This window comes from Glutamicibacter soli (genome assembly GCF_052322135.1).
In the GTDB taxonomy this organism is placed as follows: domain Bacteria; phylum Actinomycetota; class Actinomycetes; order Actinomycetales; family Micrococcaceae; genus Glutamicibacter; species Glutamicibacter soli.
Genome location: NZ_CM125969.1, coordinates 3,637,686 through 3,650,049, shown reverse-complemented (window position 1 = coordinate 3,650,049; position 12,364 = coordinate 3,637,686). Strand labels below are relative to the sequence as shown.

The 12,364-nt window shown below is 59.2% G+C and carries 11 protein-coding genes and 1 pseudogene; 8 read left to right on the top strand and 4 right to left on the bottom strand.

What is annotated here, in order from left to right; translation table 11 throughout:
* Positions 1 to 435: 435 nt before the first annotated feature.
* A pseudogene (locus tag ACTX90_RS17245) lies at positions 436 to 1,010 on the top strand (transposase); the annotation flags it as partial.
* 221 nt (positions 1,011 to 1,231) lie between these two features.
* Here ACTX90_RS17245 and ACTX90_RS17240 read toward each other — a convergent pair.
* The 4 genes from ACTX90_RS17240 to ACTX90_RS17225 are packed head-to-tail and all read right to left on the bottom strand — an operon-like array spanning position 1,232 to position 5,390.
* Positions 1,232 to 2,803, bottom strand: coding sequence for an aldehyde dehydrogenase (NADP(+)) (locus ACTX90_RS17240; protein WP_443442562.1), 1,572 nt, complete (start codon positions 2,801 to 2,803; stop codon positions 1,232 to 1,234).
* Positions 2,804 to 2,861: 58 nt separating this feature from the next.
* On the bottom strand, positions 2,862 to 3,671 hold the full coding sequence (locus ACTX90_RS17235) for an SDR family NAD(P)-dependent oxidoreductase (RefSeq protein WP_443442561.1): 810 nt from the start codon (positions 3,669 to 3,671) through the stop codon (positions 2,862 to 2,864).
* Positions 3,668 to 4,414, bottom strand: coding sequence for a FadR/GntR family transcriptional regulator (locus tag ACTX90_RS17230; protein WP_443442560.1), 747 nt, complete (start codon positions 4,412 to 4,414; stop codon positions 3,668 to 3,670). The genes ACTX90_RS17235 and ACTX90_RS17230 overlap by 4 nt, the downstream gene beginning before the upstream one ends.
* Before the next feature lie 19 nt (positions 4,415 to 4,433).
* Positions 4,434 to 5,390, bottom strand: a complete 957-nt coding sequence (locus ACTX90_RS17225) for a C-terminal binding protein (protein WP_443442559.1) — start codon at positions 5,388 to 5,390, stop codon at positions 4,434 to 4,436.
* A gap of 230 nt (positions 5,391 to 5,620) precedes the next feature.
* Between ACTX90_RS17225 and ACTX90_RS17220 the strand changes: the two genes are divergently transcribed.
* From ACTX90_RS17220 to ACTX90_RS17190, 7 genes are read left to right on the top strand one after another with little or no spacing between them, the layout of a single operon-like run.
* On the top strand, positions 5,621 to 6,652 hold the full coding sequence (locus ACTX90_RS17220) for a BMP family lipoprotein (RefSeq protein WP_443442558.1): 1,032 nt from the start codon (positions 5,621 to 5,623) through the stop codon (positions 6,650 to 6,652).
* Positions 6,653 to 6,656: 4 nt separating this feature from the next.
* On the top strand, positions 6,657 to 8,201 hold the full coding sequence (locus ACTX90_RS17215) for an ABC transporter ATP-binding protein (protein ID WP_443442557.1): 1,545 nt from the start codon (positions 6,657 to 6,659) through the stop codon (positions 8,199 to 8,201).
* Positions 8,198 to 9,316 carry an ABC transporter permease gene (locus tag ACTX90_RS17210; protein ID WP_443442556.1) on the top strand — a complete coding sequence of 373 codons (1,119 nt, stop codon included), beginning with the start codon at positions 8,198 to 8,200 and terminating at the stop codon, positions 9,314 to 9,316. Before ACTX90_RS17215 ends, ACTX90_RS17210 begins: the two co-directional genes overlap by 4 nt.
* 3 nt (positions 9,317 to 9,319) lie before the next feature.
* A complete protein-coding gene (locus ACTX90_RS17205) occupies positions 9,320 to 10,240 on the top strand; it encodes an ABC transporter permease (protein WP_443442555.1) in 921 nt (306 codons plus the stop codon).
* 2 nt (positions 10,241 to 10,242) lie between these two features.
* On the top strand, positions 10,243 to 10,698 hold the full coding sequence (locus tag ACTX90_RS17200; protein ID WP_443442554.1) for a cytidine/deoxycytidylate deaminase family protein: 456 nt from the start codon (positions 10,243 to 10,245) through the stop codon (positions 10,696 to 10,698).
* Complete coding sequence (locus tag ACTX90_RS17195) at positions 10,698 to 11,147, top strand: VOC family protein (protein ID WP_443442553.1); 450 nt, start codon at positions 10,698 to 10,700, stop codon at positions 11,145 to 11,147. Before ACTX90_RS17200 ends, ACTX90_RS17195 begins: the two co-directional genes overlap by 1 nt.
* On the top strand, positions 11,147 to 12,325 hold the full coding sequence (locus ACTX90_RS17190) for a fumarylacetoacetate hydrolase family protein (protein ID WP_443442552.1): 1,179 nt from the start codon (positions 11,147 to 11,149) through the stop codon (positions 12,323 to 12,325). Before ACTX90_RS17195 ends, ACTX90_RS17190 begins: the two co-directional genes overlap by 1 nt.
* The last annotated feature ends 39 nt before the right edge of the window (positions 12,326 to 12,364 follow it).

Below are 12,364 nucleotides of genomic sequence, written 5' to 3'. Positions count from 1 at the left end.
GCAGACGCTTTTGAGGATCCATAAGGCTAGCTGCGCCGGTGAGACGTCTTGCAACCCATTGGTAGGTCGTGGAGTTATAGAGCAGTAAACTCTACGACAATAGATCATCGGATCCATAACTAAGCGCAAATGCCAGGTAGGGTTCGAGAATGTGTACCCGTTTAGTCTCCTGGACGTATTCGAATAAAGGCTGATGCGTAGCATTTGGACTGGCTAAGTCATGGGAAATTTGTAGCGGGGCCTCGTGTGTAACAGACAAGGAACGGGATGCGATTTTGTTGATTTGGTGAAGTTTGGCTTGCAGCTGTAGCCGCTTTAGATTTTCTGGTCGTTGATCATCCAGCATGAGAACGATTCGAGCTTGGGGTTAGCCTGAATTAGTGGACACCCGAATAAGCGGGATCAGCCGATCTCGCATTTGAGAGGATGTCACTAATGAGCAATATGAAAAAGCAACGTCGGTCTTTCACCGAGGAGTACCGCAGGGAAGCCGCCGGTCTGGTTATCGACACCGGACGCACTATCAAGGCGGTCGCCAAAGAGCTGAACCTCGGGGAGCAAACACTGGGCACCTGGGTGAAGAAGGAACGATCCCGCCGCGGCCTCGACGGTGAGGCGACTGGAGCGTTGGACGAGTCCGAACGTGAGGAACTCAAGCGCTTGCGCAAGGAAGTGTTCGATCTGCGCGAGGATAATCGGTTCTTGGGAAAAGCAGCGTCCTTCTTCGCGTCGAAGCAACATCGGTCGAACGGTTCGAATTGATGCACGCGTTGAAGGATGAGTTCGCCTTGACCCGGATGGCGGCATTGCTTCAGGTTTCCAAGTCCGGCTACTACGCCTGGCGGCATCGCCAGAGCGCCGGCCCGTCGCCCAGGGCCGCCGCGCAGCGGGAAAGGGATGCGAAGATCGCCAAGATCTTCAACGACTCGCACCAGGTTTACGGAGCCCCGCGGGTGGCTGCTCAGCTGGCCCGCGAGGGAAGCCGGGCTGATCTGAAAACGGTGGCCGCCTATGGGCAGTTTTTCATGGCCGCTTACACCTGGCTCTAACGCGCACTGATCCCCGAACGCGCCAAAGCAGCACTGGCACGTTTCGCGGCTGGGGACTTGAGAGTGGTCGTCCTTGCCGGGAAGACCCGAACATAGTCATGTCGTACGCTAAGGCAGGCAAGGCCCTAGCGTACGACATTTTACTAACCCATAAGGTTCTCAGATATGCGCCTGGGTTTTATTTAGCTATGCAGCACACCATCAACGCGGCGGGGCAATCCCCAAGGGTTGGCATCCTGTAGTGCTTCCGGCAACAGGTTCGCCGGAATATTTTGGTAGCTCACTGGCCGTTGGAAACGGTAGATAGCCAGAGTCCCTACTGAGGTTGTCCGTGAATCGGAGGTGGCTGGGAACGGGCCGCCGTGCACCATCGAATCGTTGACCTCCACTCCGGTGGGCCAGCCGTTGAAAAGGATCCGTCCGACTTTGCGTTCCAGAACAGGAAGGATGGCCTGGACTTTCAAAGAATCTTCCTCAACTGCGTGCACCGTTGCAGTCAGCTGGCCCTGCAGGGTTTCCAGGGCCGAGGCCAGGTCTGTTTCGTCCTGGTATTGCACTACCAGTGCCGCTGATCCGAAGATTTCCTCTTGCAGTTCCGGAATGCTACGAAAGGTATCGGTACTGGTAAGGAACAACGCCGGTGCTGGTGCGTTCCTGCCCGACTGTTCCTTTCCTTCGGAAACGGCCTCGACCCCCGGGGTTTCGGAAAGCCGGGTGACCCCATCGAGGTAGGAAGCACAGATGCCGGCGGTCAGCATTGTCTGCCCCTCGGCGGATGCTAATGCGCTACCTGCCGCAGCGATAAAGCCCATATCCTTGGTCGGAACGAAGATCAGTCCGGGATTGGTGCAGAATTGACCTGATCCCATAGTTAGGGACGAAACAAAACCGGCCGCGAGGTCCTGGGCGCCGTTTGAGAGGGAACCTGGGAAAAGAACCACTGGGTTGATGCTGGACATTTCCGCATAGACGGGAATCGGCTCTGGGCGTGCTGCAGCGGTTTTCATGAGCGCAATCCCCGCTCCGCGCGATCCGGTGAAGCCAACGGACTTGATTCGGTGGTGGGCTACCAGGCGCTGTCCCACGCTGGAACCAGCCCCGAAGAGCTGTGAGAAAACCCCGGCAGGCAAGCCCGCTTCGGTGACGGCCCGGGTGACGGCTTGGCCAACCAGTGCCGCGGTGCCGGGGTGGGCATTGTGGGCCTTGACGACGACGGGGCATCCCGCAGCCAACGCGGAAGCGGTGTCGCCGCCTGCCGTGGAAAAGGCCAAGGGGAAGTTGCTTGCACCAAAGATGGCAACCGGACCCAACGGGATCTGCCGCTGGCGCAGGTCCGGGGCTGGTGCTGGGCTTCTGTCTGGCCGTGCACTGTTGATGCGTATTTCTTGATGTGCACCGATGCGCAATTCTTCGGCGAAGAGACGCAGTTGCCCGGTGGTCCGACCCAGTTCTCCGGTCAGGCGTCCTTGCGGTAGACCGGTTTCCAGTCCGGCCCGTTCCACAATGCGATCCTTGTCAGCCTCGATGTGCTGAGCAATGAGCTCAAGGAATGCAGCGCGCTGCTCGGGCGAAGTGCCGCGATACGTGTCAAAGGACCGCCATGCAGCTTCTGCTGCCTGGTCTACGGCGACTTCGTCAACGAATGTAAACGTGGGTTCCAGGATTTCCCCGGTGGCCGGGTTAACGCCACACACCTGTCCTGCGTTGCCAGTGACGGGATGTCCCGCAATGATTGAACTAGCGACCAATGTCATGGTTCTCCTCCTGTGAGTCTTGTACTGTTCGTGTGCCGGCGGAATGCCCGGGCGGTGCTCAGGCTCCCAGCCAGCCGCCATCGACATTCATCAGCTGTCCGGTGATGTAGCTCGAAGCGTCGGAGAGCAGGAAGACGGCCATGCCGCCCAGATCGGACGGGTCGCCCAGGCGACGCATGGGAATCCTACCCATGATCCGTGCGTGTTGTTCCGGTTGTGCCAGCAGGTCCTCGGTGAGCTTGGTACGGAAGTAGCCCGGGCCGATGACGTTGGCCCGGATGTCATCCGCGGCCCATTCGGCCGACAATGAGCGGGCGACACCGACGATCCCAGTCTTCGTTGCGACATATGGTGCGATACGTGGCAACCCGATGCTGCTGTTGAGAGAGCCGACGAATACATGTGAGCCTCCACGCTTCTCCTGTTTCTGCAGCCGGGCAATGGCAGTGCTCATGAAGAACGGTGCCTTCAGATTCATGGTCTGGACAAAGTCCCAGTCTTCCGGGGTGATGTCCACGGCATCCTTGCGCAATTGCACGCCTGCTGCATGGATCACTCCGTCGATCGGTCCGTTCTCTGCCGCAGCACGGACCATCTCGTCAATCCCGGTCACGTCCGACAGGTCTGCGGGCAAAATGGCGCATTCCCCGCCACGTTCCGCTGCCAGTTCTGCCGTCTGGGTCAGTTCGTCGGCCGAACGGGAGATCGCAGTGACGCGTCCGCCACAGGCTGCCACCGACAAGGCCATGCCCTGTCCCAGACCTCGGCCGGCTCCGGTGACGAGGATGTGTTTTCCTGCCAGGCTGAAGCTGCTGGGCAGGCAAGCTAGCGTGTCCCTTGCCTGTTGTTCTTTACTTGCCGTGTTCATGGGTTGTCTTTCTTGGTTGTCGTGAGGTGTTCGCTGGCGGCGAGGACGCGCTCCAGGTGGGCGCGGGCCATTGTCGCCGCCTTGCTGCCGTCGCGAGCAAAGATTGCCTCGGCGATGGCCGTGTGTTCGTTCAAGGTAGCGTGTTGCTCGGCAACATAGCCCAAACTTTTTTTGTAGGTCTTGCGCAAGTACTCGTTGATTGGCTCGACGCTATGCACGAAGAATGGGTTAGTGGAGGCGATGGCAATGGCCCGGTGGAAGGCTAGATCCCATTCCAACGCCGTCTGCTGGTCGGTGCCGGCGGAGTTGTAGCCTACGAGGGTCTCCCTGATCCGTGCTTCGTCCTCATCCGTGTGGTTCAGTGCGGCCAGCTCGGTCATTCCGACCTCCATCACCAGACGCATTTCCATGAGTTGCCGGAAGGTTCCGCCGGTGAGCTCGAGCATGAGCGCGTACTGCCGGGAAATGCCGGATCCATCGAAATGTGCAACAACCATGCCCCGCCCGGGACGGATATCCACCAACCCGCGTTCGTCTAGGATCCGACCTGCTTCGCGGATCACGGATCGGCTGACACCGTAGTACTCAGCGAGTACCGGCTCCGTTTCCAGCCGATCACCCGGCTTCAGGCCGCGGCCGATAAGGTCGGCGGTGATTTGATCGGCAACTTGCTCAGAGAGCCTGTTGCGTTTCGGCTTGGGAGTGGAAAGCAATGCCATTGTTGAATGGTTTTCGTTGTCCATGGTTCAAGTGTCCTAGTTTCTAGGCAATTTGGCAGCGTAGAGGTTGGCCACTAAGAGCGCGCCCGGCTTCTTCGCTGGCCAGACGCTGTAGGTTTGCCAGAGAATCGTCGTCATAGAAGGCGGCATGCGGCGTCAGCACGACCTGGGGGAACCCGCGTAGCGGCGAGTTAGCCGGTAGCGGTTCGGGATCGGTGACATCTAGGGCAGCACCAGCCACGCGCCCGTCGCGTACTGCTTCGGCCAAGGCATCCAAATCGACCAAGGGCCCCCGTGCGGTGTTCACCACGACGCTTCCGGGTTGCATCCTGGCCAGGAAGTTGGGCCCGATCAGATGGTGGTTTTCGGGCGTGCTTGGCGCATGCAGCGACACGGCGTGGGCTTGTTCCGAGAGCTCTTGGAGACTGACGGGAGTGACGTTTAACCGTTTGAAGACCTCGGGGCTGCAGTATGGATCGAAGGCGACGAAGCGGAAGCCAAAGGGTTCGAGACGGCGATGCACGGCTTGGGCGATGCGCCCCAGTCCCACCAGTCCTATGGTGGCGGACCTGAATCCCCGAAGCCGCCCGACCTCGGCGGGCTTAGCCCAGCCGTTGGCCTTGACCAGGGCGTCGTACACCGGCAGTCGCCGCAGGAGGGACAGCAGGCTGGAAGCGGCGTGATCTGCGACGGTCTCCACTCCATAGTCGGGAACGTTGGCTATTGCCACGCCCAATTCCCGTGCAGCTTCGATGTCCACATTGTCGTAGCCGATTCCGTAGCGAATTACTGTCGCGCCGGGTTTAAACCGGGACAGGACTTCGCGAGTCATGGGCGCGAAATTTACGAAAGCGACATCCGCATCCTGGATGGCCTGGATAGTTTCATCTTTTTCGACACAGGAGAAACACTCGAACTCGGCCCCATACTTGGCCGAGACGGCCTTCTCAAATTCCACGTCACGGAACGCGTGGTCCGTTACCACTACTCGCTGACTCATTAGTTGGTATCCCATCCGGCGGGCCCTGGGGACCGCGTTCGTTGATTTTTCGGAGAAATATTTCATTGATCGCTTGTTCGGATCATATGATGATTATATGTTAGACCATGATGGTCATCACAAGTCTTAGTGGGATTTATCGCACATAGGTTCCTCGTGACCCATATCCAGCAGCCAACAGGCTCGGAAAAATTCGCAACTTGCAAACATACTTTAAGGCGGCGCACAGCATGGCATCGATTCCCACCATCGCTCAATTGTCTAAGAAATCGGTCTTCTCAGCCTTGACCCTGGGCCTTGGGCTCACCCTCAGCCTCAGCGCCTGCGGAGGGCAGGCTCCCGCTTCCAGCGCGGCTGGCGATTCGGGTTTAAAGGTGGGCATTTTCGTAGACAACGCCTTCGGCGATGGGGATTTCTTCGACCAGGCCGGTGTTGCAGTTGAAACACTCGAGTCCGATTTCGGTGCTGCGGTGAAGACCTATGAGGGCCAGCTTCAGGCACAGAACTTTGCGCCGCTGTTGCAGGATGCTGCTGATGCGAACGAGCTGGTCTTTGTCCTTGGTTTCGAAGCCATTGATGCGATGACCGGCGTTGCAGATCGCAACAAGGACACCACCTTCGTATTCGTAGATGGCAAGGTAGACAGCCCGGAGGCTCTCTCCGCCGAGTTCCGCACGGCTGAGGGCTGTTTCATGGCTGGTGCCCTTGCTGCTGTGGTGGGTGCAGAAGCTTCGGCGTCGTCGACCGGATTCATCGGTGGCGTCAACGCCCCAGTGGTGAAGAACTGTGAGGACGGCTTTACTGCCGGGGCCGCTAACATCGCACCGGACATGAAGGTGCTCGCGCAGTATGTCGGTTCCTTCACTGATCCGAGCAAGGGCCGGGAAGTTGCCCTGGGACTTGAGACCCGCGGGGTACGCAGCGTCTTCGCCTATGCCGGACTGTCCGGTGCGGGTGCGTTCGACGTCGCCAAATCCGGCAGCGACATTGCCCCTATCGGCATTGTGGCAGACAAGAGCGCCCTCGCTCCGGGCAAAGTCCCCGGGAGCCTGATCATGCGGGTGGACAAGGTCATCACCTCTATGACCCAGGACTTCGTCGACGGCAAACTGACACATGGTGATCAGCGCAGCTACGGCTTTGCCGAAGACGGCTGGGAAATGCTTTACGACGAGAAGTTGGTTGCTGCGGATAGCATCCAGAAGCTCGAAGCCCTGCAAGCGGATCTGGTCAGTGGTGCGGTGAGCCTCGATGCTAAGTAGCGCAGTGCAAGACGCCCAGCCCGTTTTGGAGCTGCGGGGCATTACCAAGACTTTCGGGCCGGTCGTGGCCAACAAGGACGTTGATTTCGATCTCAAAGCCGGGGAAATCCACGCTCTGGTGGGAGAAAACGGCGCGGGCAAGACCACTTTGATGCGCATCTTGTACGGGATGTATCAACCCGATGGCGGCAACATCGTCATGGATGGGCAGCCCGTTGGATTCAAGAAGCCCATGGATGCCATCAACCACGGGATTGGCATGGTGCACCAGCACTTCATGCTCGTTCCGGGGTTTACAGTGGCCGAAAACGTCACCCTCGGAGCCGAGCCTCGGCACAACGGGTTCTTCGATCACGCGGCAGCCAATGATTCTTTGGTCGAACCCATGAAACGCCTAGGCATCAGGCTTGATCCGGAGACGATAACAGGGACGCTGAACGTGGCCACCCAACAGAAACTTGAGATCATCAAGGTCCTCTACCGTGGCGCGAAAATCATTATCCTGGATGAGCCCACCGCGGTCCTTACCCCGCAGGAAACCGAGGAGCTCTTCGTTCTGCTCAAGACGCTGGCAAGCGACGGCTCCTCCGTCATCTTCATTTCGCACAAGCTCCGCGAGGTGTTTGCGGTGGCCGACAGAATCACAGTGTTGCGCAACGGTCAGACCATTCAAACCTTTAACGCCGCGCAGACCGATGCGGCCAGCGTTGTAGCTGCCATGACGGGGCGCACCGATGTGAATCTGGGCCGGGTGGAACGCACCGTGCCCACGGACGGGACGGTGCTGGAAGTTACTGGACTGGAAACCGGGAAGCCCGGCGCGGATGCAGCTTTGAAATCGATCACCTTCAGCGTCCGTCCGGGTGAAGTCCTGGGCATTGCGGGTGTTGAGGGAAATGGCCAGAGCACCCTCGCAGAGACGCTGATTGGCATCCAGCCCCTGAATGCGGGCTCCATTCGCCTCCGGAATTTCGAGCTCGGCGGGCTCAACGTCGCCCAACGACGATCTAAAGGTCTTTCCTACGTTGCCGAAGACCGGCATCTGGAAGGGATTCCGCTTAACGGAACGGTGCTGGAAGGCATCAGTGCCGGCCTCATCCGGCGGGATTCTTCCCCGGGCGGCCTAGGGCTGGCGTTCCCCCGCACCGTGCGCCACTGGTCCACCCACATGATCAAGAAGTACAGCATCAAGACCTCCGGGCCCGGGGCCAAATGCAGCACGCTCTCCGGTGGCAACCAGCAAAAAATCGTCATGGCCCGCGAGCTCGAAGACAAGCCGGATTGCATCATTCTCGCCCAGCCAACCCGCGGCGTGGATCTCGGCGCCATCGAATTCCTCTACAACCAGGTGGCAGAGGCCACCGCGGCCGGTTGCGCGGTGGTCCTCATCTCCGCTGACATGGACGAAATTTTGCGCCTTTCCGATCGCGTGCTGGTGATGTATGGGGGCGCGATTGTCGCCGAACAACAGACCGAAGCGACCAGTCGGGAAGAACTGGGCATGTACATGGTGGGAGCCCAGACAATGAAGGTGGAAAAACGAGCATGAATACCTCGCTGAAGACTGTTCCAAAGGCCAATCACCGCGAACGACATTCAACCGCATCGTTTGCCCGTTCGCTGGTAAAACGGATGGGTCCGGGGTTCTTCACTCTGGCTGTGGGCCTGGTGCTGGCTGTCACGTTGATCCAAGCCCAGGGCTACCAGCCGCTGCCGACCATCCTTGCTGGTCTTGACTATGCCATCGGGGATGCCACGAGCATCGCCAGAACCCTCGCGTGGGGGTTGCCATTGTTCGTTGCCACCATGGGTGTTGCGCTGGCTTACCGTTCTGGAATGTTCAATATCGGTGCCGAGGGTCAGATCTATGCCGGAGCCATGGCCGCGGCGCTGACAGGCGCCTACATTGGCCCCATGTTCACCGGGCTACACCTGTTCTTGTGCCTAGCGGTCTCCGCGCTCACCGGTGGGGCAGTTGCCGCAGGCTTGGGTTGGTTGCGTGCCGTTTGGAACGTTGATGAAGTGCTTTCCACACTGCTGTCGAACTACATCATCATGCTCTTCTGCGCTTACCTGGCCACTGCCCCGTTGCGGGACCCCGCACGTCAAAGCGGAACCACCAAGGCCGTACATGACACCGCGATGTTCACCGAGCTCATCCCACAGACGCAATTGACCTCCGCGCTCTTCGTGGTTATCGTCTTGTGCGCCGCCACGTGGTGGCTCAGCGAACGTTCTGTCACGGGTTACCGTTGGCGGATGACCGGGGAAAGTTCTGCTTTTGCCGCCGCCGTGGGCATCAATGTCCGCCGTTCACGCATCGGATCCATGGGAGTCAGCGGGGCGTTGTGCGGAATCGCCGGCGCGCTTCTGGTGACCGCATCCCAAGGCCGTTTCTGGACAGAGATTGGCACCGGCATCGGCTGGGACGCGGTGCTTTTGGCCATGATTGCCAGGGCCAGGCCGCTCTCGGCCGTCGTCTGGGTTCTGGTATACAGCGTCATGCGTTCTGCAGCACGGGGTATCGAGCAGGTCTCCACCGTCCCTTCGGAACTTTCCCTCATCCTTATCTCCGGCATCATCATTGCTGCAACTGCAAGAGCAGGACTGTTCTCCCGCGTCGCCGAGCTGAAAAAACTCCTCATTCGTTCGGAAGGTAAGTAACCAATGGAACTGCTTGATTCCTTTCTAGGATCCGGGATGCGGCTGACAACGCCCATCCTTCTGGCCGCCTTGGCATGCCTGCCCACGCAATGGACCAAGGACCTCAACGTTGGGTTGGAAGGCGCCATGCTCTTCGGCGCCTTCGGGGGCGTGGTTTTCGGTTTGACTTTCGGCTCCGGATTCGCGGCCGTCACCCTGACCATTGCCGCCGGAGCGCTCAGCGGCATGATTTTCGGCTGGCTGATTACCCGACTGAATGTCAACGTGTTCATCGCCGGGATCGTGCTGAACATCTTTGCCGGCGCCGCGACCGTCTACCTGCTGCGCTCATTATTTGGCGTCAAGGGCACCCTCAGTGCCCCGGGCATTCCATCCCTCCCCACCTACCGGATTCCGCTTATCGATGAAATCCCGGTACTGGGACCGCTGCTATCGGGGCACACGGTACTCACCTACCTGAGCTGGGCCATCGTCGTCGGGGCACTGTTCGCGGTCAAGCACACCGTACTGGTGCGCCATCTCAAGGCAGCTGGCGAACACCCCGCCGCATTAGCCGCGGCAGGTGGAAACGTGCAGCGCATGAGGATCCTTGCGCAGGTTTGGTGTTTCTCCTTGTGTGCACTTGCCGGGGCCCAGCTGAGCATCGGCCAGTTGACCTTGTTCACCGAAGGAATGACCAACGGCCTGGGCTTTGTTGCGCTGGCTGCCGTGATCTTCTGCCGCGGACGCGTCCTGCTGCTGACACTCATGAGCGTTGTCTTCGGCTTGGCATCAGCCGTCGCCATTCAGGTCAACGATTCGGTCATGCCGCCGCAAATCGCACAGATGCTCCCGTACCTGATCGCCTTCGTGGGCCTAGTGGTTCTGGCCCGTACGTCCAAGGACGGCGGAGTCAGAATCGCCACACCGACGATGGAGTCTTAGCCGTGCACATAGAAGAACTAAACCACAGCGACATCGAGCTATTCGACAAGGTCAAGGAGTTGCTGTTGGCCCGACACGATCCGGTAAAACATGTTGTCGCGGCCGGGGTAAGAACCGTTTCGGGCGAGATCTATCTGGGCCTGCACCTGGGTTCCCGGCGGGTGAACGTGTGCGCCGAATCATCCGCCATCGCCAACGCGGAAATGGCCGAAGACCACCAGATCGCCACCATGGTGGCACTTTGCCTGAGCGACGACGGACGGGCCATTGTCACCAACCCGTGCGGAGTCTGCCGTGAACTCATGGGCACGTATTGCCTTGAGTCCAAGGTGGTCATCGACTACAACGGTGCTGTCCGCAAGGTCCCGGCCCCAGATCTCATGCCACAACGGTGGCTCTTCCCGCATGAAAACAACTGGATCGTTGAAGATCCCATAGCAGCAAAGAAAGCGAACTAATGCAGAAGCCAACCATCACCGATATTTGCCTCATTACCCGCGATCTAGACCGATCGATCGCTTTCTACACGGAGAAGCTTGGCTACACCCTTAAGCACCGTATGCCGGGCTTTGCGGACTTCGCCGGGCCAGGTGTGATCCTGGCCCTCTGGGATGCCGAACACATCCAGAAGACCACGGGTGTGGTGTCCCAACGCGAGGAACCCCAAGGCCACAACGTCATGCTGGCCGTCGAGCTTGATTCCCCCGACGATATCGACCGCATGCACGATGACCTACTGGCCCGCTCCGTTGACTTCTATGACGCACCGGCAGACTATCCCTGGAACGCGCGTTGCCTCTACCTTGCGGGCCCCTGCGGGGAACTCTGGGAATTCTTTGCCTGGTACGACGGTGGAGAGCCGGGTGCCGTCGATGCGCCCTCCGCCCAGAAGTCGGTATCACTCTAATGAATGAGGAAAAAATGGAACTCTTGATATCCGATCTGCTGCCGCTGGATGCGGAAAAGGCATCGCTAGTTGGCCGCGTCTTTGACCCGGCTGTTGGCGGTCCCTGCGTCGTGGTCGTCGTGGGAAACCAGGCCGTGGACATCTCCGCAGTAGAACCCACGGTGTCGACTCTGTTGGAACGAAACGATGTCACAGACGCCGTCAAGCAGGATCTCAGTGGCCGGCGCTGGAATCTCCAGGACCTCGTTAACGCCTCGGCCGCGGGCGATGCCACCCAGGCCCACCTGATTTCCCCGATCGATCTCCAGGTGATTAAGGCAGCCGGTGTCACATTCGTGGAGAGCATGCTGGAACGCGTCATCGAGGAACGCGCTCAGGGGGATTCCTCCAAGGCTTTGGCCATCCGCGAGCGTCTCTCTGCTGCGATCGGTGGCGCGATTTCTTCGGTCAAGCCGGGCTCCCCGGAGGCTGTGCAGGTCAAAGAGATCCTGCAGTCCGAAGGGCTCTGGTCCCAGTATCTTGAAGTTGGAATCGGCCCGGACCCCGAAATCTTCAGCAAGTCCCAGGTCTTGTCCTCCGTGGGCACCGCCACCGACATCGGTGTACTCTCCCGTTCTACTTGGAACAACCCGGAGCCCGAGGTTGTTCTTGCGGTTCGCTCAGATGGTCGGGCAGTCGGCGCAACGCTTGGCAACGACGTTAACCTGCGCGACTTTGAAGGCCGCAGCGCGTTGTTGCTGACCGAAGCGAAGGACAACAATCGTTCCTGTGCGGTTGGCCCGTTCATCCGACTGTTCGATGATTCTTTCTCTATGGACGACGTGCGCGAACTGGACATCGCGCTCCAGGTTACCGGTCCTGACGGGTTCTCCATGGATGGCACGAGCTCGATGAAAAAGATCAGCCGCGACCCCGAAGAATTGATCACCCACGCCCACGGCAAGCACCATCAATACCCCGATGGTTTCGTGCTTTTCACCGGAACGTTGTTCTCTCCAACACAGGACCGGCACGCGCCGGGTGCCGGTTTCACCCATGAAGTCGGCGATGTGGTCTCGATTTCCAACCCCAAACTGGGGATGCTTCGCAACACCGTCAAGTACGCCGAAGAGGCCGAACCATGGACTCAGGGGATTTGGGATTTTGCCCGCAACCTGAGCGCCCGCGGCCTACTCTAAAACATCAAAGGAAGGTTATTTACCGTGTACCAAGTTATT

Excerpts from the sequence above, each read along its gene's own strand:
- ACTX90_RS17240 (WP_443442562.1), bottom strand. The coding sequence starts at position 2,803 with ATGACATTGGTCGCTAGTTCAATCATTGCGGGACATCCCGTCACTGGC.
- ACTX90_RS17235 (WP_443442561.1), bottom strand. The coding sequence starts at position 3,671 with ATGAACACGGCAAGTAAAGAACAACAGGCAAGGGACACGCTAGCTTGC.
- ACTX90_RS17230 (WP_443442560.1), bottom strand. The coding sequence starts at position 4,414 with ATGGACAACGAAAACCATTCAACAATGGCATTGCTTTCCACTCCCAAG.
- ACTX90_RS17225 (WP_443442559.1), bottom strand. The coding sequence starts at position 5,390 with ATGAGTCAGCGAGTAGTGGTAACGGACCACGCGTTCCGTGACGTGGAA.
- ACTX90_RS17220 (WP_443442558.1), top strand. The coding sequence starts at position 5,621 with ATGGCATCGATTCCCACCATCGCTCAATTGTCTAAGAAATCGGTCTTC.
- ACTX90_RS17210 (WP_443442556.1), top strand. The coding sequence starts at position 8,198 with ATGAATACCTCGCTGAAGACTGTTCCAAAGGCCAATCACCGCGAACGA.
- ACTX90_RS17205 (WP_443442555.1), top strand. The coding sequence starts at position 9,320 with ATGGAACTGCTTGATTCCTTTCTAGGATCCGGGATGCGGCTGACAACG.
- ACTX90_RS17195 (WP_443442553.1), top strand. The coding sequence starts at position 10,698 with ATGCAGAAGCCAACCATCACCGATATTTGCCTCATTACCCGCGATCTA.
- ACTX90_RS17190 (WP_443442552.1), top strand. The coding sequence starts at position 11,147 with ATGAATGAGGAAAAAATGGAACTCTTGATATCCGATCTGCTGCCGCTG.